The sequence below is a fragment of the Nonomuraea sp. NPDC005650 genome (genome assembly GCF_040605375.1).
GTDB lineage: Bacteria > Actinomycetota > Actinomycetes > Streptosporangiales > Streptosporangiaceae > Nonomuraea.
In genome coordinates, this window is sequence record NZ_JBEXCR010000013.1 from 112,587 (window position 1) to 136,607 (window position 24,021).

Sequence of the window (24,021 nt, forward strand, 5' to 3'; positions counted from 1 at the left end):
GGCCGCTCATAATCTATGGTCAGGCTCCTGGAACCGGTTCCGCAACCGGTTCCAAACAAGCGTACGCCACGGAGAAAGGACGCCGACATCTCCCGCAAATCGGCCCTTCTGCTGGTGCCTGGTCTCGTCCTGCTCGTGGCGGGTTTCCTCATCCCCTCCGCCGCGATGCTCTTCGCGCCGCCGGACGTGCCGACCAGCGAGATCTTCGCGCGCCTGGGCAAGATGCTCACCGATCCCTACGACCTGGAGGTGATCGGGCGCACGGTCGGGCTGGCCCTGGCCGTCACGGTCATCTGCGTCGTCCTCGGCTTTCCCATCGCCTACTGGCTCGCCCGCTCGCCGTCACGCTGGAGCGGCGTCTTCCTGGCAGTGGCGATCTTCCCATTGATGCTGAGCAACGTGGTGCGGACGTTCGGCTGGCTGGTGATCCTCGGCTCCAAGGGGGCGCTCGGCCAGCTGCTCGTCCAGCTTGGCATCGTCGACGTGGCGCCGCAGTTGCTCTACACCAAGCTGGCGATCGTCCTCGGCCTCACCCAGCTGTTCCTGCCGCTGGCGATCATCTCCTGCTACTCGGCCGTCGCCCAGGTCGACCCCGGTCTGGACGACGCCTCGCGCGGCCTCGGCGCGGGCAGGATCCGCACGATGTGGAACGTCGTCATCCCGCTGACCATGCCGGGCATCGTGGTGGCCGCCACCCTGGTCTTCGCGGGGTCCGTCACCGCCTACACCACGCCCTATCTGCTCGGCGGGTCCAGCCAGCGGATGCTGTCCACCCAGCTCTTCAACTACGCCAGCACCACGCTCGACTGGGCCTCCGCCTCGGCGACAGCGCTCATCATGACGGTCCTGGTCTTCCTGGTCTCCGGGCTGTCCTCGCTGATCGGGCGGAAGGGGGCCACCTCATGAAGCGGCCGATCACGGCGGCGCTCGCGGTCATCGGCTACGTCATCATGATCGTGCCGATCATCTTCGTGGTCGCCACCGCCTTCACCGCGGGAAGCACCCTGAGGTTCCCGCCCGACGGGGTCTCGCTGCGCTGGTTCGGCGAGGCGCTCGGCTACGAGCCGTTCATCGAGGCCGCGATCTCCAGCCTGGAGCTCGCCGTGCTCGCCACCGCGCTCGCGCTGCTGATCGGCGTGCCGGTCACGCTCGCCGTCCATCGGGGAAAGCTGCCGGGCAAGGGCCTGGTCGAGGGCCTGTTCCTGTCGCCGCTCATCGTCCCCGAGCTGGTCGTCGGCCTCGCGCTGTTCCAGCAGCTGATGGTCGGCCTGGGCCTGGACAACTTCAGCACCCTGCTGGTCGGGCACACCGCGCTGATGCTCCCCTACGCGGTACGCGTGACCGGCGCCTCGCTCGCGCTGGCCGACCCCGTGCTGGAGGAGGCCGCCCGGGGGCTCGGCGCCTCGCCGCTGCGGGCGTTCTTCAACGTGACGCTGCCCGTCCTGCGTCCGGGAATCTTCTCCGCCGGGCTGCTCAGCGTGGTCACGTCCTTCAACAACGTGCCGCTGTCGCTGCTGCTGCAGGGACGCGACTTCCGGACGCTGCCGGTGACGATGCTCGACTACGTGCAGCAGTCCTATGACCCGATGGTCGCCGCCGCTTCCACCCTCATCCTGGCCGCCACCGTGGTCATCGCGGTGATCGCCGAGCGCACGGTCGGATTCGCCAAGATCTTCGGAGGGATCAACCAATGACCGCCGCCGCCGAGTTGATCGGAGTCACCCAGAGGTTCGGCTCCTTCACCGCCGTCGATCAGATCGACCTCGCCGTACCGTCCGGGAAGCTGACGACGCTGCTGGGCCCGAGCGGCTGCGGCAAGACCACCACGCTCAGGATGATCGCGGGCTACTCGGCGCCGACGTCGGGGACGATCCGCATCGACGGGGTCGACAGCACGCGCACGCCGCCGGAGAAGCGGGATCTCGGGATGGTCTTCCAGTCGTACGCGCTGTTCCCGCACATGACGGTGGCCGAGAACGTCGGTTACGGGCTCAAGCTGCGCAAGGTGCCGTCCGCGGAGAGACGGTCGCGGGTCATGGAGACGCTCGACCTCGTCGGGCTCGCGCACCTGGCCGACCGCAAGCCGAAGAAGCTGTCCGGCGGGCAGCAGCAGCGGGTGGCGCTGGCCAGGGCGATCGCGATCAGGCCCAAGCTCCTGCTGCTCGACGAGCCGCTGTCCAACCTCGACGCCCGCCTGCGCGTCCAGATGCGCGCCGAGATCAGGCGCATCCAGGCCGAGACCAGGCTGACCGTCATCCTCGTCACCCATGACCAGGACGAGGCGCTGGAGATGTCCGACGAGATGGTCATCATGAACGAGGGCAGGATCGTGCAGCAGGGCTCGCCCCAGCAGGTCTTCCCCCGTCCGGCTGACCGGTTCGTCGCCGAGTTCCTCGGCTACGAGAACTTCCTCACCGCGGCCGACGGCACCCCTCTGACCATCAGGCCCGAGCATCTGCGCATCGCCGGGAACGGCCCCGGCCTCGACGCGAAGGTCGTCGACGTGGCCTTCCGCGGCGTCGATCTGCTGGTCTCGCTCGACGTGGTCGACCCGTCGGGCGCGACCGTCCGGCTGCTCGCCGACGTGCGCAGCGGCCAGGCCCCGGCACCCGGATCGAGCGTCACGGTGATCGCGCCGGACGACCGTCTGATCTCACTCCCCCGCTGAAAGAAGGAACGCTCCCATGCCCACCCGCCGTGCCATACTGGCCGCCGCCCTGACGGTGCTCGCCGCAGCCGGATGCTCCGCCTCCGGCTCGGGCTCCGACGCGAAGCAGGCCGATCAGAACACCATCGTCGTCAGCACCTTCCCCTTCGGCGTGAAGGAGTTCGAGCAGGCGGTCGTCGCCCCGTTCACCAAGCAGACGGGGATCAAGGTCGAGCTGGACACCGGGTCCAACGCCGACCGGCTGTCGAAGCTGAAGCTCGCCAAGGGCAAGCCGGAGGCGGACGTGGTCCTGATCTCCGACTACTTCGCCGCGCTCGGGCAGAAGGACGGCCTCTTCCAGAAGGTCGACGTGCCCAACATGAAGACGCTCGCGCCGTTCGCGACCGAGGGCACCTACGAGGGGCCGGCGTACACGCACCAGCTCAACGGGATCATCTACAACACCGGCAAGCTCAGCCAGCAGCAGGCCGCCGATTGGGAGCTGTTCGCGAACGCGGCGAACAAGGGGAAGGTCGCGCTGCCCGACATTTCGGTGACCGCCGGACAACTCATGATCTCAGGGGTGGGCGAGTCGTACGGCAAGGGCCCGTACGACATCGACACCTCGCTGAAGACCCTGGCCGGCTGGGCGCCGAACGTCCTGCAGTTCTACACCTCCTCGACCGAGGTCACGAACCTGCTGACCCAGGGCGAGATCGTCGCCGCCGACGCGCTGAGCGGCTTCGCCACCAAGCTCGTCACCTCGGGCGAGCCGATCGCCTGGACGGCTCCCGCCAAGGGCCGCTACATGGCGACCAACCGGGCGATGATCCCCAAGGGCGCGCGCAACCAGCAGGGGGCGGCGAAGTTCATCGACTACATGCTGTCGGCCGAGGCGCAGAGCGCCATGGCGAAGGCCGCCGGTGACCTGCCCACGAACCCGAAGGCCGAGATCCCGGCCGACATCGCCAAGGTGACGGGCGAAGCGGCGAAGGACCCCATAGCCGCCGGGTTCAAGACCCTCGACCCCGCCCAGCTCGTCGACACCCGCACCACCTGGGTCGACCGCTTCACCCGCGAGGTGGCCGGCAAGTGAACCTGGACCTGATGCCCAAGGTCGACCTGCACTGCCATCTCATCGGCACCGTACGCGGCTCGACCTTCGCCGAGCTGGCCAGGCGGGAGCGGCTCGACCTGCCCGACACTCCCGAGCGGATCTACGCGGGCGTGAACTCGCGGCCCCCGGACCCGGCGCTCTACCTGAACACCCGGATCCCGGTGCCGCAGGGCAGGAGCGCGGACGAGCCCGAGGTCTCCTACTCGCTGTTCCAGGTGTCCTCGTGGGTTCTCGACGTCCTGCGCGACGCCGACGACCTCACCAGGATCACCTACGAGGCGTTCGAGGAGGCCCACCGGACCAGCGCGACCAGGCATCTAGAGGTCTCCTTCGACGCGCTGACCGAGCATCAGGAGAAGCTCGGCTACGCCACGGTGGTCGAGGCGTACGCCGAGGGCATCAGGATGGCGGAGCGCGACTTCGGCATGTCGGGCAGGCTCATCGCGGCCGTCGACCGGAGCAGGTCGGGCGAGGAGGCGCTCTCCTGGGTCCGCACGGTCGTGGACAACCCGCACGACTACGTGGCGGGGATCGGGCTGGACAACCTGGAGACCGCCGGGCCGCCCGAGCGGTTCGAGGCCGCCTTCCGGCTCGCCGGCGAGGCCGGGCTGCGCCGCACCGCCCACTCCTCCGAGCACGCGCCCGTCGCCGTCAACACGCTCACCTGCCTCGACGTGCTCGGGTGCGACCGGATCGACCACGGCTACTTCGTGCTCGAGGACGACGAGGTCGTCGCCAGGGTCAGGGACGAGCAGATCCCGTTCACCGTCATCTCGACCACCTCGCGGCGCTCGTGGCGGCCGTGGCGGCGGGCGTCGATCGCGGCGATGATCGAGGCCGGGCTCAACGTCATCCCCGCTTCCGACGACCCCGGGATGTTCCCGACGTCGCTGGCGCAGGAGTACCGGATCCTCTCCGATCAGCTCGGCGTACCGGACGAGCGGTTGCGGGCGATGGCGCTGGCCGGGGTGGAGGCGTGCTGGCTGCCCGAGCCCGAGAAGGCCGCGCTGCGCGAGCGCTTCGAGAGCGAGCTCGCGCAGTAGGCGCGTCTCAGAGGTGCACCACCGCGGTGTGGGCGTGGCCGCGGCTGCCGCCGACCTCCACCTTGACCGCGTCCTTGGACCTGCGCACGCTGCGGTCGTTCTCCTTGACCGATCTCACCCGCCAGGGCAGCTTGATCCGCACCTCGTCGGCGGTTCTGGACGGGTCGGAGACCGCGAGCCGCACCCGCTCGCTGTGGCGGTGGAGCAGCAGCGTGCAGGGGCCGTCGGCGGCGAGCGGCCCGTCCGCGGTCTCGACGGTCCCCGCGCGCCAGAAGACGGCGGCGAGCACGTTGTCGCGGGAGATGGCCTGCACGGCTCCGGAGTTGGCGAGGATCTCGACCCGGCCGCGGTAGGCCGCGGTCTGGGTGACGGAGGCGTCGGGCAGCACGGCGTACGCGTAGCGCGCCTTGCGCGGGTCGACGCCGTGGTCGATGAGGATCGTCGTGTAGTGCCTGGTGACGGCGGTCCTGTCGCCTCCGGTGGTGGCGCCCTTGTCGATGTCGCGCCAGCGGCCGGTGCGCTTCTTGCGGATCACCTTCGCGTCGGCGCCGCCGAGCAGCGCGTAGCCGGCCACGCCGGACAGGTGGACCCAGCCGTCGCCCCGGGTCAGCGGCGGATGCGTGTCGTGGGTGTTGCGGTTCTCCACGACGGTCTCGATGCGGCGGCCGTCGGAGGCGGTGATGCCGGTGCCGAGAGCGATCACCGCGTCGTCGAGGAGGAACCACGCCTTCTTGGCCCGCAGCGAGGAGCCGTCGGCGATCAGCTTCATGGCCGCCACGCCGTACTCGCCGTCGAGTGCCACGCCGCCCGCCCACGGGGTGGGCGGTAAGCGGCGCTTGCCGTGCCGGAGATCGCCACGTCTGCGGGTGTCGACCGTCGTGCCCGGCAGCCGGTACGGGTCGATCGTGGGCCACAGCTCGTCGTTCCAGTGGGTGAGGTCGCCGGTGTAGAGGTAGGTCATGCCGTCGCCGGTGTGCCAGCCGCGCAGGTTCTCCCGGTTCATGGCCTCGGCCGCGCCGATGCGCTCCGAGCTCATCGCGATCGCGTAGGCCCAGGTGGGGCGGCGGTGCACGACCCGGTCCATGTCGGCGAAGACGTACGTGCCCGTCATGCGCGGGCCGACCGGCACCGACGGGTCCGCCAGCAGGGCCCTGGCCTCCGCGATGCTCGGCAGCGGCGCGAGCGTGTCGTAGGGGATGGCCTGGTTGCGGGTGAGCCAGCCCTTCACCAGCGGTCGCCAGCGCTCGGCATAGCGCTCGGGCGCCGCCTCCAGCAGGTTGAGAACGGCCTCGACCGTCTTCTGCCCCGAGTGGTAGTCGCGGTGGCCCTGCACCGAGATCTGCCGGCCGCGGACGCAGTCCATCATCAGCCCGTCGAAGACGAACGGCACGAACGAGCGGTCCACGAGGTCGTAGACGTTCCCGATCCCGGTGATCTCCCACGGTGACCTCGCGAGCATGGCGATCAGCTTGGCCACGCTCTCCAGGTAGTCCACGCCGTAGCTGCCGTTGTAGGGGTACACGTCGTGCTGGATGAACGACCCGTCACGGTAGAACCCGTCGCCCGGACCCCTGGTCGGCCGTAACAGGTCGGAGACCGCGTCCCTGGCCCGCTTGATCAGGCGCGCGTCGTGGGTGAGCAGCCCGCGCATCGCCACCGCCATGGCCTTGCCCGCCCGGTTGGCGCCGGTCTCGACGACGCCGGGGTGGCTGACGCGGCGCTCCGGGTCGGGGCACCAGCGGCGTAACGGGCGCAGCCAGCGCGCCAGGCGGTCCTTGGGCAGGCCGTCGTACAGCAGGGCGCAGGTGTCGGTCAGCGCGCGGGGGACGCCGATCTCCCACCAGTACCAGTTGCTGCCCCGCCGGTCGAGCTTCTCGTGGTAGGCGTGCTCGTACAGGAAGTCCAGGGCGCGGGCCGCGGTCTCGGCGACCTGCCCGTCCCGGTGCATGGCCGTGCCCGGCGTGGCCCAGCCCAGCGCCAATGTGCGCAGGCGGTTGTAGGAGCGGTTGAAGTTGCCCGTACGGGGGTCCGCGAGCGGCAGGTCGGGCCACAGGCTCGGGCGGCCGGGGGTGGGCTTCAGCTTGCGCAGCACCGCGGAGGCCGAGCCCTCGACCGCCTGCGTCTTGTCGGTGTAGGCGGCGTTGTACGACCCGCCGGCCAGCATGCTCACCCACCGCTCGCGCGCGGCGTCGAACGCGGCGGCGCCGACCGCCTCGGCCGGTCTCTCCCACAGGGCGAGGCCGCCTACGGCCGCGGCACCCAGCAGGGCGGACCGCCGGCTGAGGGGGTGGTGGGTCATGACCGCCTTCCGGTGACCGGGCAAATCTCCGACGAAAGGATCATATGTCGAGGTGGCACGGGCCCGACGCGGCCGGGTCGCGCCCCGCACGTTCAGCGTCGGCCGCCGCCGTCCGGGCTGGGCACTCCGGGCTTGGTGAGGCTTTCGGGTCTGACGATCCGGTCGTAGAGGTCCGCCGCGATGCCGCACTGGAGCGCGGCGTCCCTGAGCGGGAGGTCGTTGTCCAGGGCGTGGTGGGCGATGCGGGCGGCCTGGTCGTAGCCCACGACGGGGCTGAGCGCGGTCACCATCATGATCGAGTGGTCGACGTAGTGGCGCAGCCTCTCGGTGTTGAGCTTGGCCCCCTCGACCAGGTAGGTGCGGAAGTGATCCATCATGTCGGCCAGGATGCGCGCCGAGTGCAGGACGTTCTTGATGATGACCGGGCGGAAGGCGTTCAGCTCGAAGTTGCCCTCGGCGCCGGCCATCGAGACGGCGATGTCGTTGCCGGCCACCTGGATGGCGACCATCAGCATGGCCTCGGCCTGGGTCGGGTTGACCTTGCCCGGCATGATCGACGAGCCGGGCTCGTTGGCCGGCAGGATCAGCTCGTGCAGGCCGGTACGCGGCCCGGAGCCGAGCCAGCGCAGGTCGTTGGCGAACTTGAACAGCGGCACGGCCAGGGTGCGCAGCGCCGCCGAGGCCCGTACCAGGTCGTCGCAGGAGGCCTGGGCGGCGAACTTGCTCGGCGCGCTGACGAAGGGGCGCCCCGTGAGCCCGGCGATCTGCTCGGCCACCTCCTCGCCGAACCCCGGCGGCGCGTTCAGCCCGGTGCCGACCGCGGTGCCGCCGATGGCCAGCCGGTACAGCCCGATGCGGGTGCGTTCGAGATGGTCGATGGCGTCGCCGAGCTGGGCGACGTAACCCGACCACTCCTGGCCGACGGTCAGCGGCGTGGCGTCCTCCAGATGCGTACGCCCGATCTTGACCTCGTGCTCCCACCGCCGGCTCTTGGCCTCGGCGGTCTCGCGCAGCCGGGTCGCGGCGGGCAGCACGTGGTCGTCGACGGCCTCCGCGGCGGCGATGTGCATGGCGGTGATGAAGGTGTCGTTGGACGACTGACCCATGTTCACGTGGTCGTTCGGGTGGACGGGGTCCTTGCTGCCCAGCCTCCCGCCGACGAGCTGGATCGCCCGGTTGGAGATCACCTCGTTGACGTTCATGTTCGACTGCGTGCCCGAGCCGGTCTGCCACACGTACAGCGGGAACTCGCCGTCCAGCTCGCCGCTGATGACCTCGTCGGCGACCCGGCTGATCAGGTCGGCCTGCCACCGGGGCAGCCGGCCGGCGCGGGCGTTGACGATCGCGGCGGCCTTCTTGATGTAACCGTAGGCGCGGTAGACGGCCTTGGGCATGCGATCGTCGCCGATGCTGAAGTGGATCAGCGACCGCTGGGTCTGCGCGCCCCAGTAGTGCCCGGCCGGGACCTCCACCTCGCCGAGCGAGTCGCTCTCCGTCCGGGTGCCGGTGGCCCGCAGCCCGATCGGCACGTCGCGGACCCGTGGCGCGCTCACTGCCCGTTCCCGTGGACCCGGCGGTAGGCGGGCCGCCACATGGTCTCCAGGACCCGCTGCACGGGGTCGCGCAGGTCGACGCGGGCCAGGTGTTCCTCGACGGCCCGGTTCGCGACCGCGACGGCCACGGTGGCGGAGACTTCGCGCAGGTTGTCCACCTGGGGCAGCAGGGACGCGCCCGGGGCGGAGACGTCGACCAGGTCGCCGACCGCCTCGGCGGCGGCCTGCAGCATGCCGGGGCTGACCCGGCGGGCCCGCGCGACCACCACGCCCAGCCCCAGCCCGGGGTAGAGCAGGGCGTTGTTGGCCTGGCCGATGGCATGGGTGACGCCCTTGTACGTGATCGGCTCGATCGGGATGCCGGTGGCGATCAGGGCCCGGCCGTCGCTCCAGCGGATCAGGTCGGCGGGCATGGCCTCGATGCGCTCGGTCGGGTTGGAGATCGGGAAGATGATCGGGCGGTCCACGCCCGCCGCCATCGTGCGCACGATCTTCTCGGTGAACGCGCCGTGCGCGGTGGAGGTGCCCAGCAGCATGGTCGGCTTGACGCGCTCGACGACCTCGGCCAGCGAGATGCCGTGCCCGTCGCGGGCCCAGCCGGCGACCTCGTCCCGCGGGCGGGCGTAAGGCCGCTGGTAGTCGCGCAGATCCGGCATGTCGTCGGTGAGCAGGCCCTGCTTGTCGATCGGCCAGATCCGCCGGGTCGCGGTGTCGGGGTCCAGGCCGTCGCGGACCATCGCGTCGCGCAGCTGGTCGGCGATGCCGATGCCGGCGGTGCCCGCGCCGAAGATGACGATCCGCTGCTCGCGCATCGGGGTCCGGGACACCCGGACGGCGCTGAGCATGGCGGCCAGCACGATGGCGCCGGTGCCCTGCATGTCGTCGTTGAAGGTGCAGACGCGGCCGGTGTACTTCTCCAGGATCCGGCGGGCGTTGGACGGGCCGAAGTCCTCCCAGTGCAGCAGGGCGCCGGGGAACAACCGGGTGGCGGTGGTGACGTAGGCGTCGATGAAGTCGTCGTAGCGCTTCCCGCGCACCCGCGCGTGCCGGTTGCCGACGTAGGCCGGGTCGTTCAGCAGCGCCTCGTTGTCGGTGCCCACGTCCAGGGCGACCGGGATGACGCGGCCGGGGTCGATGCCCGCGGCGGCGGTGTAGACGGCCAGCTTGCCGGTGGCGATGCCGATGCCGCCGCCCACCCCCCAGTCGCCGATCCCCAGGATCTCCTCGGCGTCGGAGGCCACGATCAGGTCGACGTCGTCCGGGCCCAGCCTGGTGTTCGTCAACGCACGTTCGATCCCTGCGGGGTCCTCGACGGACAGGTAGACGCCCCTTGGGCGGCGGTACTCGTGGCTGTAGCCCTTGATCGCCGCGGCGACGGTCGGGTCGTACACGACGGGCAGCATCTCCCGCAGATGATCGACCAGCAGCCGGTAGTAGAGCACCTCGTTGCGGTCCCGCAGCGCCTCCAGGTAGACGTTCTTGAGCAGGTCGCTCGACTGCGCGCGGTACTGCAGGTACATCCGCCGCACCTGCTCGTCCAGCGACTCGACCACCGGCGGCAGCAGACCTTCCAGGCCCAGCTCGGCGCGCTCCTCCCGCGAGAACGCCGTGCCCTTGTTCAGCAGCGGCTCGTGCAGCACCGCCTGGCCCCGCAGGGACGTCACATAACTCCCGTCCGGCTGTTCGGCGAACATGAAGCTCACCAGATCCGGCTTCCTCTTCCCCGGTGACATCGTGGTCATCCCCCTGTCAGCACGGCGTCCGGTCACGGCTGAGCCGCCCCTCTCGCGGATGCTGCCCCGGCCAGGCGGGTGAACGCTGAGCCGCACCTCATGAATGCCTCAAATCACAACAATCGGGGCGCTCAGATGTTCACCAACGAGCCTTCTGGGCGTTATGTCGCGCCAGCCCTCGTTCGGCAGGATCTCAGGGGTGACAACCGATCAAGAGCATCGCGGCCTCGACAGGGGACAGTTCCTGTGGGAGTTCGTCAGGTCTCCCCTGCGGACGGCTTCGGCGGTGCCGAGCTCGGCGTGGCTGGCCGAGCGGATGGTGGTGGGGGTCCCGGAGCGCGGGGAGCCGGTGGTGGTGGAGCTCGGCGCGGGGACGGGCGCCTTCACCTCCGCCATCCAGCGGCGGCTGGCCGGCCGGGGCAGGCACGTCGTGGTCGAGCTCAACGACAGGTTCGCCGCGGGGATCGCGCGGGCGTACCCGTCGGTCGAGGTGATCTGCGAGGACGCCGTACGGCTGCCCGAGCTGCTCGCCGAGCGCGGCGTCGGGCCGGCGGACGCCATCGTCAGCGGACTGCCGTGGGTCGCCTACGCCGGCGAGCCTTCCCTGATCGAGTCGGTCGCCCGGGCGCTCGCCTCGTCCGGGGTCTACGCGCAGTTCGCCTACAACTGGACGCGCTGGGCGCCTCCGGCCAGGCGGCTGCTCGACGGCCTGCGGACGGAGTTCGAAGAGGTCATGACGAGCCGGACCGTCTGGCGCAACCTGCCGCCCGCGGTGGTCTACCTCGCCCGGCGCCCCCGGCGGGTGTGACCGGCTCCCGGGTCAGCTCCACCAGTCTCCGACGACCTCGACGCCCTCCCGCTCCAGGGCCTCGTGCCACACCGGGTCGCGCAGCAGCCGCGCCTCCCAGGTCCGTACGATGCCGTCCGGTCCCGTGACCGCGTCCTCGCGGGACGGGTGCAGGAACAGCTCGCTGGTGCCCTCGGGGAGGGCCGCGAGCCGGCGGAGGTAGTCGTCGCGCAGCCGCTCGTAGGCGCCGAGCTCGTGTGCCGTGCGCCGGTTGGTCGCGATCGTCTCCGGGATGGCCACGCCGAGCGCGTCGGCGAGCGCGACGGCCTGCTCGTGCGCCGCCGCGAACCGCGGCGGGAGCGGCCCGCCCATGTACGGCTCCGGGTCGCGGGGCAGCCGGAAGGCGAGGCCGTGGCGCGCGCACCACCGAAGGGTCTCGGCGAGCCACGATCTGCCGTGCAGGCCGTAGAGGGTGCCGGCGTGGGAGTCGGCCGCCTCGGGCACGAGGCCCCGCTCGCGCATCCAGCGCAGCTGCGCGTCCGCCTCCCGTACGACGTCCTCGGCCTCGCCGCGGGCTCCGAGGACGAACGGGTCGTCGCTCAACGTTCCGTCCTCATCGACGAGGCTCGCCGCGCGGTCGAGCGGCCGCCAGCGCGGGACCCCGCGCTCGCTCGTGAGCGTCACGTGCAGCCGGGGCACGACGCCGAGCTCCCGGACCTGGTTCGCGGCTCGCCGCCCGGCCGGCGAGACGCAGATGAGCGTCGTCGCGCTGACGTGCCCCTCGGCGAGCAGCGCGACGACGACCTCGGTCGTCCCGGGCTCCCGGCCGAGATCGTCGGCCGTGATCACGACCCGGCGGGTCATCGGGGGCGCTCCGCGGCGGACTCGTCCGCGGGACCGGAGGGCGGCGGCTCGGCCGCCGCGGCCTGCCCGGGGGGCGTCTCCAGCGGGACCGAGACGAACCGCGCCGCGACCGCGCCGATCGCCGTCAGCACGAACGGATACGCGCATAAGTACACGCGGAACGCGAGCCCGGGGTCGGCGCCGGGGTCGTCGCCCGAGTTGTAGCCGAAGAACACGCCCAGCGAGGTGAGCGCGAGCCCGGTCACGATCCCGTTGAGCCGGGTGAAGAAGCCGAACGCGGACAGGAAGAGCCCTTCGCGGTGCTCCCCGTTGCGCGCGGCGTCGGCGTCCAGCACCCGCGCGACGATGAGGTCGTTCGTCGCGAGCATCCCCGACCATCCCGCCCCGACGAGCACCCCGGCGGCGATCGCGGTGACGAGGTCGGTGGCGAAGAACAGGGCCGCGAAGCCGGCCGCGAGGACCGCGAAGGCGAGCCGCCAGGTCCACAGGGCCCCGCGGCGGGCGACGACGCGCGTCCACACCACGAGGCCGCCCGCCGTGACGAGGATGACGACGCCCTGAAGGTAGAGCGCGTTCCCGACCGGGAGCCCGAGCGAGTAGCGGACGTACAGCTGGATGCCCGCGAGCACGAGCGCCATGGCCGTCCCGTAGCAGGCGCCGGTGAGCCCGACCGTCCAGAACATCGGGTTGCGCACGATCGACCACACGCTGGGCAGCAGTCGCGGCCGCTCGCGCGTGGAGTAGCGGGGACTCTCGCGCGCTCCGAGCGCCATGAACACGATCACGACGAGCGCCACCGCGCCGTAGATGATCGCCGTGATCTGGAAGCCCCGGGTGGACTCCTCGGTGCCGAACACGCCCGTCGTGAGCAGCGGGGTGACCGCGAGCGAGATCACCAGCGCCACGAGCTGGAAGCCCTGGCGCAGCCCGTTGGCGACGGCCCGGTCACGCTCGCGCGGGTAGAGCTCCGGCAGCAGCGCGCCGTAGTTGGCGTTGAGCATGGAGTCGAACGCCTCGCACAGGATCGCGAACACCGCGAACCAGAGCACGAGGCCGACGCCGCGCAGCGAGGTCGGCGCGGAGAAGAACGCGATCATGCAGGCCGTGAGCATCGGCGCGCCCACGAGCAGCCACGGCCGGCGCCGGCCGAACCGGCTGCGGGTGCGGTCGGAGAGGTGGCCGAGCAGCGGGTTGTCCAGCGCGTCGATGACCGCGCAGATCACCATGACCACGCCGTAGGCGCGGACGTCGAGCCCGAGGATGTCGACGTAGAAAAGGATCATCGATCCTTTGATCATGTTGATCGGGATGGACGTGCCGAACATCCCGACGGCATAGCGCCACGCCGGAGTCCGCCCCTGGGCGGTGGCCGTACCGGACTGGGACACGCGATCACCTTCCTTGGCGCGCGGGACGTCGATCGCCGATCCCGAGCATGCCAAGAACCTGCCGGCCGCACAAAGGGCCGGTGCCACCCGGTGCGGCCTGCCGGGTGACCTGCACGACCGACCGCCGGCCGACGGCGGGCTACCCCTGGCCGCCGTCCCGAGGCTCGGATCCCGCGTCCGTCGCCAGATCGAGCGTCTCGACGATCCACGCGTCGAACTCCATCGACGCCCGCACCCAGCTCACCGTGCTGGCCACGAAGTGCTCCAGTGCCACGCCCTCGCCCACCAGCATCTGCATCTCGCCGACCAGCCGGACCGAACCCTCGTCGCTGGTGTGGGTGTAGACCTTGGGCCACAGCGTGCGGCGGTTCCAGTCGTCGATCGTCTCGTGCAGCCGCGGCTTGTCCTCGATGCCGTACGGACGATCGTAGAAGGTGCGGACCGAGTAGACCTGCTGGTTCCCCTCACCGCGGAACATGAAGTACGTGCGGAAGTCCTCCCAGGGCGCCGCGAGATCGCCCTCGTCATCCACGACGTACTTCAGGTCCATCTGCTCCAGCAACTGCTTGACCATGTCCTGGTCGGGCACGATCACCGGCCCGGCGGGCTCGGACGGGTTGGGTTCGACGCTCATCATGAAGATCCTTTCCTGGGTTCCCGCCATCCTTCCCTATCTCGGGCGGTGAGGAGGAACGCACAGGAAACCCCGCTCCTAGACCAGGCGGGTGATCTGCCCGGTGTCGAGGGAGTAGTACGCGCCCACGATCTTGAGCTGCCCGCGCGCGACGCGCGGGGCGAGCAGCTTGCCGGCCTTCAGCCCGGCCACGGTCCTGGCGGTGTTGACCCTGATCATCCTGTCCACGTCGCCCCGGGCGCTCCGGTACGCGGGGCGGAGGGCCTCGACGATGCGCTGGAGGTCGCCGGGAAGCGTGGTGCCCTCGTCCAGCGCGTGCGCGGCGGCCGTCACCGCCCCGCACCGCTGGTGGCCGAGCACCACGACCAAGGGGGTGTCCAGTTCGACGGGCCCGTACTCGACGGCCCCCGACACGAGCGGGTCGATCGTCTGCGCGGCGCTGCGCACGCTGAGCAGGTCGCCGAGCCCCGCGTCGAAGACCAGCTCCGGAGGCACCCGGGAGTCGATGCAGGAGAAGACCACCGCGTACGGCTCCTGCTTCCGGCCGACCTCGGCCCGCCTGGCGAGGTCCTGGTGGGGGTGGATCGCGGCATCGGCGGCCCAGCGCCGATTGCCCTCCCTGAGCTTGGCCCAGGCCGCGTCGGGGGCGGCGGGGCGCGCGAGGCCGTGCGCCGCCCCGCCGTCCAACAGCAGCCCTCCGGCCACCAGCCCGGCGGTGCCTAACAGGGCGCGACGGTTCATGATCTTAGGCATGCATACAGTATGCAGTATGGAATCAGAAGCACAACGGCCGCACGTGGAGGGTCTGTGCCCTGAATTCTCCCTCAGTAGCTAGATCTCGACCTGCGAGCCCATGATGACGGTGCGGTCGCGGGGCAGGCCGAAGTACTCGGCGGCGTCGGCGGTCACGTACGAGGTGGCGATGAACAGCCGCTTGCGCCACGGCGCCATGGTCGGAGCCGCCCCGCGCCGGATCTCGATCTTCGACAGGAAGTAGGACGCCTGGTCGAGCCGCAGCCGCCCCTCGGTCATGGCCGGGTCGAGCAGCGCCAGCGCGCCGCGCACGTCCGGGGTCTCCATGTAGCCGAAGCGGGCGGTGACGTGGAAGATCCCGTCGTCGGCGTAGCCGAGGTCGTCGACGGCGATGCGCCGGTCGGCCGGAACGCGGGGCACGGGCTCGGTCTCGATCGACATGATCAGGACGTGGTCGTGCCGCACGTGGTTGTGCTCGACGTTGGCCCGCATGGCCAGCGGCGCGGTCTCCTTGCCCCGGTTGAGGAAGACGGCCGTGCCCGGGACCCGCCGCGTCCACGCCTTCCCGGTGCGGAGCCGGCCGACGAACTCGCGCAGCGAACCTTCGCGCCGTTCGCGCTCCGCACTGATGATCTCGCGGCCCCGTTGCCAGGTGGTCATGACGGTGAACGCGGTCAGGCCGATCAGCAGCGGCAGCCACGCGCCGTGGACGAGCTTGGTCAGGTTGGCCGCGACGAACAGCAGGTCCACCGCCAGCAGCACGGTCGCGCCGAGGCCGATGATCCACACCGGGGTGCCCCACTTCGCGCGGGCCACGTAGAAGAACAGCAGGGTGGTGATGGTGATCGTCCCGGTCACCGCCATGCCGAACGCGAAGGCCAGCGCCGTGGAGCTGCGGAAGGCGAAGACCAGGGTGAGCACCGAGACCATCAGCAGCCAGTTGATCCAGGGGACGTAGACCTGGCCCACGGTGGACTCGGAGGTGTGCGCGATCCGCAGCCGCGGCAGGTAGCCGAGCTGCGCGGCCTGGGAGGCGACCGAGTACGCGCCCGTGATCACCGCCTGGGAGGCGATCACGGTCGCCGCCGTGGCCAGCAGGACCATCGGCAGCCGCCCCCAGCCGGGAACGAGCAGGAAGAACGGGCTGCTGATGTTGGCCGGATCGGCGAGGATCAGCGCACCCTGGCCGAGGTAGCTGAGAACGCACGCGGGGAACACGAGGATCAGCCAGGCGCGGTTGATCGACCGGCGGCCGAAGTGGCCCATGTCGGCGTACAACGCCTCGGCGCCGGTCACCGCGAGCACGACCGCCGCCAACGAGAAGAAGGCGACGCCGAAATGACCGGTCAGGAAGCCGACCGCGTAGGTCGGCGACAGCGCCTTGAGGATGTCCGGGTGCCCGGCGATGCCGGCCACGCCGCACGCGCCGATGGTCACGAACCAGACGATCATCACGGGCCCGAACACCCGCCCGACCGCCGCGGTCCCCCGGCGCTGCACCAGGAACAGCAGCACGATGATCAGCGCGGTGATCGGCACGACGAGGTCCTTCAGCGACGGCTCGACGACCTTGAGCCCTTCGACCGCGGACAGCACCGAGATCGCCGGGGTGATCATGCTGTCCCCGAAGAACAGCGAAGCGCCGAAGATGCCCAGCGCCGCCAGCACGGCGGCGGCCCGCCGGCCCCGCTGCGTGCTCCACCGCCGCAACAGCGTGATCAGCGCCATGATGCCGCCCTCACCGTCGTTGTCGGCGCGCATCGCCAGCAGCACGTACGTGACCGTGACGATGATCATTACGGCCCAGAACACCAGCGACACCACGCCGAACACGTTCTCCGTGCTGACCGGGACGGGATGCGGGTCGCTCGGGTTGAACACCGTCTGCAGGGTGTAGATGGGACTGGTCCCGATGTCGCCGAACACCACACCGAGGGCACCGACCACCAGCGCGAGCCGCACCGCGTCGTGCGCGCCCGGACCACGAGCCGCCGACGACCCCTGTGCCGCGGATCCGCCGTCCGGCGCGGGCACGTGCTGGCCATCGGTCACGACGCTTCTCCTCCGCGCGGGCTGCTGTGCCGGACGATACCGCTTCCCCAACATAACCGCCGGTAGCCCAAATCACCCGCACCGGTCACGATTCAACACAAGGCATCCGCACATTTCGCCGTTCCTTTCAGTGGGACGGCATTTCGCGCGCCTTATCCTGCCGCGAGAGGAATATCAGGCCACCCGCTTCGCGGGCCTGGTCATCGTGCCCGCGGGATCGAGGACGATGCCGATGACGTCCAGGCCGGCGACCATGCCGCGCAGCGCCGGGGCGGTGAGCGGTACCCATCGCTGGTCGGGTCCGAGCACTGTGGCCAGCTTGGACGGCGAGGAGAACGCGACCGCCGTCCGCTTGCCCGAGGCCGTGCGGAACAACCGAAGGGTCAAGGCGCACGTGCCCACCGTGACGGGAACGCACAATCGGGGCTCTGACATCTGCTTCCTTCCAGCGAAGAGTCGTACCCGGCAGACGCTAGAACCGTCACCGGCCACAATCCGCGATCGTTACGAAATTCGGACGCCGGCCGTGGAAATACTGACGCGCCGTTGACGGCGCACACCACGTTTACTGGCATTCATTCATTTCATAGGCCGAAACCATCAAGGAGCCGTAAAGATCGCCGCTCCCATCCCGCCGACCGAGCGCACGCCCGGCTACGGCCCCGACGAGCCGTACTCGCGCCACTCCCGATCCAGCCGGAGGGCGGCCCTGCGGGCGGTCCACCACGGCAGTAGCGCCCCCACGACCAGCCACCCCAGCGCCCCGGCGGGGACGGCGGCCACCAAGGCGCCGAAGACGACCTCCACCGCCCCGATCGGCCGCGGCGCCGGACGACCCCGGTCGTCCAGCCACACCCGGGCCGTCGTGTCCGAAACCCGTTCCAACGGCCCGCGAACCCAGCCGCCGTGCCGCCCACCGTCCCAGACCACCCGCGAGACGATGGGCCGCTCCTCGACGATCCGCGCGATGACCGGCCGGTGCGCGACCTCGTACGCGTCCAGCTCGCGCATGAGCGAGCCGGCCGCCAGCAGCCCGGCCAGACAGCCGGCCAGCAGCGCGACCAGCGCCGTCAGACCGTGCGGCCGGTGGCCGCCGGCCGCCCACGCCCACTCGCCCGCGGCGCTCATGAGACGCGGAACCGCATCCGGCACACCACCGCATCAGTACGCCGCCGCAACGCCCTGGCCAGCACCGCGCCACGCTGGTTCTGCAACAGCCGCTGCCAGGCGTGCTCCGGCTCGACCTCGGCGATGAGCACGAACACGTGCGGCTCGGGCACTTCGGCCAGATACGCCAGCAACGGCTCGTCGAGACGCCGGTGCGCGTCGAACACCTGCACCAGCTCCACGCCCGGATCCCAGCGATCCCAGTCCTCGACGAACGCCCGCGCCTGCCGCTCGTCCTCCGGATGGGTGACATTGACGGCCACCACCCGATCGCCCAGCGACAGCGCCGCCGACAACGCATCGCGCGTCAACCGCGTGACCGCGTGCACCGGCACCACCACCAGCGAACGGCGCGGCCGCGGCGGCTCAGGGGTCCTGCCCAGTTCCAGCCGCCCGCCGATCCGCGCGTACGAACGATGGACCCACTCCATCCCGGCCACCATCAGCGGCAGCGCCACCACGATCAACCAGCCGCCCTCACCGAACTTCGAGCCCGTCACCACGATCGCGGCCACGAAGGTCAGCAACGCGCCGAACCCGTTCAGCCCGGCCCGCCACCGCCACCCGGCAGGCCGCTCCCCCGCCCAGTGCCGCACCATGCCGGCCTGCGACAGCGTGAACCCGACGAACACCCCGATCGCGAACAACGGCACCAGCAGATTCATCTCACCACCCGCCACGACCAGCAGCAGCCCGCTCGCGACGGCCAGGAACGCGATGCCATAACGGTGCACCTGCCGATCGGCACGCAGAGCGAAGAAATGCGGCAGGTTGTTGTCACGGGCCAGCAACTCGGCCAGCACCGGCAGGCCCCCGAAAGAGGTGTTGGCGGCCAGCGCCAGCAGCACCACCGTGGCGAACTGCACCACATAGAACAACGGCCCATCCCCGACCGAAGCTCGCGTGACCTGGGCGAGCACAGTCACCCCGTCCGCCGGAACGATCGCGAACTTCTCGATCAGCGCCGCGATGCCCACCAGCATGACCGCCAGCAGCGCGCCCAGGGCGACCTCGGCCCGCTGCGCCCGCCGCACCCGGGGCCTCCTGAAGGACGGCACGGCGTTGGCGATGGCCTCCACCCCGGTCAGCGAGGCGCAACCGTTCGCGAACGCCTTCAGCAACAGCAGCACCCCGACCGTCTGCAGGCCGCTCACCTGATGGGAGACCTCGACTGCGGGCCCACCGCGGATCAGCCCGGCCACGACGACGAGCAGGATCGCACCCACGTAGATCACGGTCGGGGCGATGAACGCGCGGGCGCTGTGCGCGATCCCGCGCAGGTTGACCGCCGTCACCAGCGCCAGCGCGGCCAGGCACAACCACACCGTGTACGGCAGCAACTCGGGAAAGGCCGAGGTGAGCGCCGCCACCCCGGCGGCGACCGAGACCGCGACGTTGAGCACGTAATCGATGACCAGCGACGCCCCGGCCACCAGACCGGCCCGGCGGCCCAGATAGGTCCTGGCCACCCCGTAGGCGCCGCCGCCCTCGGGGAAGGCCGCGATGACCTGGCGGTAGGAGAGGGTGAGCACGGCCAGCAGGCCCGCGATGGTCAGCGTGACCGGGATGGTGAAGCCGAGCCCGGCGCCGCCCGCCAGGGCGAGCACCAGCACGATCGCCTCGGGCCCGTACGCCACCGACGCCATCGCGTCCAGGGACAACGCCGCCAGCCCGCCGACCACGCTCAGCCGATGCCGTTCACCGGTATCGGCGGGCTCCTTGGCAGCAGCGGGCGATTTCACAATCGACATGGAGAATGCTCCTGAATGAGGGTTTCGTCCTCATGTTGGGCCCGACGCGAGCCTAGGGGCCCTCATCCATACGCGTTCCTGACACGATCAGCGCGAATAACTACGCGAAACGTACGAGAGCGGCCAGCCGACGTGGATGCGCGGCCCGGCCCGTACGCCGCGTAGAGATGCCGTTAAAAATCAGGCCTCAGCCGTATGGAACCCGTCAAGAACGGCAAAACGCCCAAAATCTCGGGGTTTGCTTGCCATGGAGCCGCCCGAGATGGGCGGGACCCAACCAACTTTCCAGATTGAGGAGTGGGGATGGCGGACGTCATCTTCGTCGCCCTGACGATCGCGATTTTCGTGATCTTCGGGCTGGTGGTCAAGGCGGTGGAGCGGCTGTGAGCGCCGTCAATGCCACCGGCCTGATCGTGGTCGTCGGCCTGGTGATCTTCATGATCGCGGCCCTGCTGTTCCCGGAGCGCTTCTGATGAGCACGACCGCCGCAGGGATGATCTTCATTGTCTCCCTGATCGCCGCGCTGGCCCTGGCCTACAAGCCGCTCGGCGACTACATGCACCGCGCCTACACCAGCGCCAAGCACAACACCGTCGAGCGCGGCATCTACCGGCTGCTCGGCGTGCGCGCCGACGCCGAGCAGTCCTGGAGCCTGTACGCGCGCAGCCTGCTCGCCTTCTCGCTGATCTCGATCCTCTTCGTGTACGCGATCCAGCGACTGCAGGACAAACTGCCGCTCAGCATCGGCATGAAGCCGGTCACCGACCACATCGCCTGGAACACCGCGGTCAGCTTCGTCACCAACACCAACTGGCAGGCCTACTCGGGCGAGTCCACGATGGGCCACCTGACCCAGATGGGCGCGCTGGCCGTGCAGAACTTCGTCTCCGCGGCGGTCGGCATGGCCGTGGCCATCGCCCTGATCCGCGGGTTCGCCCGCCGCACGTCCGACACGATCGGCAACTTCTGGGTGGACCTGGTGCGCGGCTCGGTGCGGATCCTGCTGCCGATCGCCTTCGTCGGCGCGCTGGTGCTGGTCGCGGGCGGGCTGATCCAGAACTTCGCCGGCCCGCACGAGGTCACCACCCTGACCGGCGGCACGCAGGCGATCACCGGCGGCCCGGTCGCCTCACAAGAGGTGATCAAGGAGCTGGGCACCAACGGCGGCGGCTTCTACAACGCCAACTCCGCCCACCCCTTCGAGAACGCCACCACCTGGACCAACTGGTTCGAGATCTTCCTGATCCTGGTGATCCCGTTCGCGCTGACCCGCACCTTCGGCAAACTGGTCGGGCAGGTGCGGCAGGGGTATGCGATCCTCGCCGTGATGGGCGTCATCGCCCTGGCCAGCGTGCTGCTCACCAACGCCTTCGAGCTGGGCGGGCACGCGACCGTGCCGCAGGCCGTCGGCGCCGCGATGGAGGGCAAGGAGGCCCGCTTCGGCGTCTCGAACTCCGCCACCTTCGCCGCCGCCACCACCCTGACCAGCACCGGCGCGGTCAACTCCTTCCACGACTCCTACACGCCGTTCGGCGGCATGATGACGCTGTTCAACATGATGCTGGGCGAGGTCGCGCCGGGCGGGGTCGGCTCCGGCCTGTACGGCATGCTGATCCTGGCCGTGATCACGGTGTTCGTGGCAGGCCTGATGGTCGGCCGCACCCCCGAATACCTGGGCAAGAAGATCGGCGCCCGCCAGATCAAGCTGGCCTCGATGTACTTCCTCATCACCCCGGTACTCGTGCTGATCGGCACCGCGGCCGCGATGGGCTCGGCCCAGCAGCGGGCGAGCATGCTGAACTCCGGCCCACACGGCCTGTCCGAGGTCCTCTACGCCTTCACCAGCGCCTCCAACAACAACGGCTCGGCCTTCGCCGGGATCACCGTGAACACGCCCTGGTATGACGTGGCACTCGGCCTGTGCATGGCGTTCGGCCGGTTCCTGCCGATCATCGTGGTGCTGGCGCTGGCCGGTTCGCTGGCCGCCCAGGCGCCGGTGCCCGAGAGCGCGGGCACGCTGCCGACGCACCGGCCGCAGTTCGTCGGCATGGTCGTCGGCGTGACGATCATCCTGGTCGCGCTCACCTTCCTCCCGGCCCTCGCGCTCGGCCCCATCGCAGAAGGACTTTCGTAACATGTCAACCCCCGCGCTTGAGGCATCCAAGCGGAACGGCCGCGTGGGCGGCGGTCTGCTCGACCCCAAACAGATGCTGGCCTCGCTGCCGGACGCGTTGAAGAAGCTCAACCCGGCCACGCTGTGGCGCAATCCGGTGATGTTGATCGTCGAGGTCGGCGCCGCCTTCACCACCGTCCTGGCCATCGTCGATCCGTCGTTCTTCGCCTGGGCCATCGTGGCCTGGCTCTGGCTGACCGTCCTCTTCGCCAACCTCGCCGAGGCCGTCGCCGAAGGCCGCGGCAAGGCCCAGGCGGCGACCTTGCGCAAGGCCAAGACCGACACCCAGGCCCGCCGGCTCACCAGCCGCACGGCCACGGACTGGGAGGTGGTCCGCGCCCCCGAACTGCAGCAGGGCGACTTCGTCATCGTCGAAGCCGGCGAGATCATCCCCGGCGACGGCGACGTGGTCGAGGGCATCGCCTCGGTGGACGAATCAGCCATCACTGGCGAGTCCGCCCCCGTGATCCGCGAGTCCGGCGGCGACCGCTCGGCCGTCACCGGCGGCACCAAGGTGCTGTCGGACCAGATCATCGTGCAGATCACCCAGAAGCCCGGCGAAAGCTTCATCGACCGCATGATCGCCCTGGTCGAAGGTGCCAACCGGCAGAAAACCCCCAACGAGATCGCCCTCAACATCCTGCTCGCCGCCCTGACCATCATCTTCCTGGTGGCCACCGCGACCATGCAGCCGCTGGCCATCTACTCCAAGGCCATCAACCCGGGCGTGGCCGACTCGATCGCGCTGAACGCCGACGGCGTCACCGGCATCGTGCTGGTCTCGCTGCTGGTCTGCCTGATCCCGACCACGATCGGCGCGCTCCTGTCCGCCATCGGCATCGCCGGCATGGACCGCCTGATCCAGCGCAACGTCCTGGCCATGTCGGGGCGTGCGGTGGAGGCCGCCGGGGACGTGTCCACGCTGCTGCTGGACAAGACCGGCACCATCACCCTGGGCAACCGGCAGGCCTCCGAATTCGTCCCGGTCGCCGGTGTCACCGAGGCCGAGCTGGCCGAGGCGGCCCAGTTGTCCAGCCTGGCGGACGAGACCCCCGAAGGGCGTTCGATCGTCGTGTTCGCCAAGGAACGTCACGGGCTGCGCGAGCGGGAGATCCACGGCGCCGAATGGGTGCAGTTCACCGCCCAGACCCGAATGTCCGGGGTGAACCTGGGCGAGCGGCAGGTCCGCAAGGGCGCCGCCACCGCGGTGATGAAGTGGGTACGCGATCAGGGCGGCCACCCCACCGACGAGGTCGGCCACCTCGTGGACGGCATCTCCGCCTCCGGCGGCACCCCGCTGGTCGTCGCCGAGCAGGGCCGCGTCCTCGGGGTGATCCACCTCAAGGACGTGGTCAAGCAGGGCATGCGCGAGCGCTTCGACGAGATGCGCCGCATGGGCATCCGCACCGTCATGATCACCGGTGACAACCCGCTGACCGCCAAGGCCATCGCGGACGAGGCCGGCGTGGACGACTTCCTGGCCGAGGCCACCCCCGAGGACAAACTCGCCCTCATCCGCAAGGAACAGCAGGGCGGCCGGCTGGTCGCGATGACCGGGGACGGCACCAACGACGCCCCCGCCCTGGCCCAGTCGGACGTCGGCGTCGCGATGAACACCGGTACCAGCGCCGCCAAAGAGGCCGGGAACATGGTCGACCTCGACTCCAACCCGACCAAGCTGATCGAGATCGTCGAGATCGGCAAGCAACTCCTCATCACGAGAGGCGCGCTGACCACGTTCTCCATCGCCAACGACATCGCGAAGTACTTCGCGATCATCCCGGCCATGTTCGCCGCCGTCTACCCGGGCCTGGACGCCCTGAACGTCATGCGCCTGGCCAGCCCGCAGTCGGCGATCCTGTCCGCGGTCGTCTTCAACGCCCTGGTCATCATCGCGCTGATCCCGCTGGCGCTGCGCGGGGTGCGGTACCGGCCCTCCAGCGCCTCCACGCTGCTCTCCCGCAACCTCTACGTCTACGGCCTGGGCGGCATCATCGCGCCGTTCATCGGCATCAAGCTCATCGATCTGTTCATCCAATTCCTTCCGGGGATGTCGTGAC

20 protein-coding genes are annotated in these 24,021 nt (G+C 70.2%); 9 read left to right on the forward strand and 11 right to left on the reverse strand.

Features of this window, described 5'->3' with window-relative positions:
* The first annotated feature begins 114 nt into the window (after positions 1-114).
* From ABZS69_RS23295 to ABZS69_RS23315, 5 genes are read left to right on the forward strand one after another with little or no spacing between them, the layout of a single operon-like run.
* Entirely contained in the window at positions 115-906 is a 792-nt protein-coding gene (locus ABZS69_RS23295; protein ID WP_355375968.1) for an ABC transporter permease, read from the forward strand.
* Positions 903-1,694: an ABC transporter permease gene (locus tag ABZS69_RS23300; RefSeq protein ID WP_355375971.1), complete on the forward strand. Its 792-nt coding sequence runs from the start codon at positions 903-905 to the stop codon at positions 1,692-1,694. Before ABZS69_RS23295 ends, ABZS69_RS23300 begins: the two co-directional genes overlap by 4 nt.
* Positions 1,691-2,668, forward strand: coding sequence for an ABC transporter ATP-binding protein (locus tag ABZS69_RS23305; RefSeq protein ID WP_355375974.1), 978 nt, complete (start codon positions 1,691-1,693; stop codon positions 2,666-2,668). The genes ABZS69_RS23300 and ABZS69_RS23305 overlap by 4 nt, the downstream gene beginning before the upstream one ends.
* Positions 2,669-2,684: 16 nt before the next feature.
* Positions 2,685-3,743 (forward strand): polyamine ABC transporter substrate-binding protein, encoded by a 1,059-nt coding sequence (locus ABZS69_RS23310; protein WP_355375977.1) that lies wholly within the window; start codon positions 2,685-2,687, stop codon positions 3,741-3,743.
* On the forward strand, positions 3,740-4,807 hold the full coding sequence (locus ABZS69_RS23315; protein WP_355375980.1) for a hypothetical protein: 1,068 nt from the start codon (positions 3,740-3,742) through the stop codon (positions 4,805-4,807). The genes ABZS69_RS23310 and ABZS69_RS23315 overlap by 4 nt, the downstream gene beginning before the upstream one ends.
* 7 nt (positions 4,808-4,814) lie before the next feature.
* Here ABZS69_RS23315 and ABZS69_RS23320 read toward each other — a convergent pair whose 3' ends face one another.
* The 3 genes from ABZS69_RS23320 to ABZS69_RS23330 all read right to left on the reverse strand — a co-directional run bounded on the left by ABZS69_RS23320 (position 4,815) and on the right by ABZS69_RS23330 (position 10,392).
* Entirely contained in the window at positions 4,815-7,106 is a 2,292-nt protein-coding gene (locus ABZS69_RS23320; protein ID WP_355375982.1) for a polysaccharide lyase 8 family protein, read from the reverse strand.
* A gap of 92 nt (positions 7,107-7,198) precedes the next feature.
* Complete coding sequence (locus tag ABZS69_RS23325; RefSeq protein ID WP_355375985.1) at positions 7,199-8,659, reverse strand: class II fumarate hydratase; 1,461 nt, start codon at positions 8,657-8,659, stop codon at positions 7,199-7,201.
* Positions 8,656-10,392 carry an NAD-dependent malic enzyme gene (locus tag ABZS69_RS23330; protein ID WP_355375988.1) on the reverse strand — a complete coding sequence of 579 codons (1,737 nt, stop codon included), beginning with the start codon at positions 10,390-10,392 and terminating at the stop codon, positions 8,656-8,658. The genes ABZS69_RS23325 and ABZS69_RS23330 overlap by 4 nt, the downstream gene beginning before the upstream one ends.
* A 199-nt stretch (positions 10,393-10,591) precedes the next feature.
* On the opposite strand from ABZS69_RS23330, the gene ABZS69_RS23335 reads away from it, so the two are divergent.
* Positions 10,592-11,200, forward strand: coding sequence for an SAM-dependent methyltransferase (locus ABZS69_RS23335; protein WP_355375991.1), 609 nt, complete (start codon positions 10,592-10,594; stop codon positions 11,198-11,200).
* Between the two features lie 12 nt (positions 11,201-11,212).
* On the opposite strand, the gene ABZS69_RS23340 is transcribed toward ABZS69_RS23335, so the two are convergent.
* The 8 genes from ABZS69_RS23340 to ABZS69_RS23375 form a co-directional block, all read right to left on the reverse strand.
* Complete coding sequence (locus tag ABZS69_RS23340; RefSeq protein ID WP_355375993.1) at positions 11,213-12,043, reverse strand: ChbG/HpnK family deacetylase; 831 nt, start codon at positions 12,041-12,043, stop codon at positions 11,213-11,215.
* Positions 12,040-13,431: an MFS transporter gene (locus tag ABZS69_RS23345; RefSeq protein WP_355375996.1), complete on the reverse strand. Its 1,392-nt coding sequence runs from the start codon at positions 13,429-13,431 to the stop codon at positions 12,040-12,042. Before ABZS69_RS23345 ends, ABZS69_RS23340 begins: the two co-directional genes overlap by 4 nt.
* 139 nt (positions 13,432-13,570) lie before the next feature.
* The gene (locus ABZS69_RS23350; RefSeq protein WP_355375999.1) at positions 13,571-14,068 is read right to left on the reverse strand and encodes a YbjN domain-containing protein; all 498 of its coding nucleotides are present in this window, start codon (positions 14,066-14,068) and stop codon (positions 13,571-13,573) included.
* A 75-nt stretch (positions 14,069-14,143) separates the two neighbouring features.
* Positions 14,144-14,818, reverse strand: coding sequence for a carbonic anhydrase (locus tag ABZS69_RS23355; protein WP_355376002.1), 675 nt, complete (start codon positions 14,816-14,818; stop codon positions 14,144-14,146).
* Between the two features lie 78 nt (positions 14,819-14,896).
* A complete protein-coding gene (locus ABZS69_RS23360) occupies positions 14,897-16,870 on the reverse strand; it encodes a potassium transporter Kup (RefSeq protein ID WP_355376005.1) in 1,974 nt (657 codons plus the stop codon).
* A 174-nt stretch (positions 16,871-17,044) separates the two neighbouring features.
* The gene (locus ABZS69_RS23365; protein ID WP_355376008.1) at positions 17,045-17,305 is read right to left on the reverse strand and encodes an SAV_915 family protein; all 261 of its coding nucleotides are present in this window, start codon (positions 17,303-17,305) and stop codon (positions 17,045-17,047) included.
* Between the two features lie 219 nt (positions 17,306-17,524).
* Positions 17,525-17,998, reverse strand: a complete 474-nt coding sequence (locus ABZS69_RS23370) for a hypothetical protein (RefSeq protein WP_355376011.1) — start codon at positions 17,996-17,998, stop codon at positions 17,525-17,527.
* Positions 17,995-19,788 (reverse strand): APC family permease, encoded by a 1,794-nt coding sequence (locus ABZS69_RS23375; protein ID WP_355376014.1) that lies wholly within the window; start codon positions 19,786-19,788, stop codon positions 17,995-17,997. Before ABZS69_RS23375 ends, ABZS69_RS23370 begins: the two co-directional genes overlap by 4 nt.
* Positions 19,789-20,171: 383 nt before the next feature.
* On the opposite strand from ABZS69_RS23375, the gene kdpF reads away from it, so the two are divergent.
* The 3 genes from kdpF to kdpB are packed head-to-tail and all read left to right on the forward strand — an operon-like array spanning position 20,172 to position 24,020.
* Positions 20,172-20,261 (forward strand): K(+)-transporting ATPase subunit F, encoded by a 90-nt coding sequence (gene kdpF, locus ABZS69_RS23380; RefSeq protein WP_355376016.1) that lies wholly within the window; start codon positions 20,172-20,174, stop codon positions 20,259-20,261.
* The gene (gene kdpA / locus ABZS69_RS23385; protein WP_355376018.1) at positions 20,261-21,922 is read left to right on the forward strand and encodes a potassium-transporting ATPase subunit KdpA; all 1,662 of its coding nucleotides are present in this window, start codon (positions 20,261-20,263) and stop codon (positions 21,920-21,922) included. The genes kdpF and kdpA overlap by 1 nt, the downstream gene beginning before the upstream one ends.
* 1 nt (position 21,923) lies before the next feature.
* On the forward strand, positions 21,924-24,020 hold the full coding sequence (gene kdpB, locus ABZS69_RS23390; RefSeq protein WP_355376021.1) for a potassium-transporting ATPase subunit KdpB: 2,097 nt from the start codon (positions 21,924-21,926) through the stop codon (positions 24,018-24,020).
* Position 24,021 lies beyond the last annotated feature (1 nt).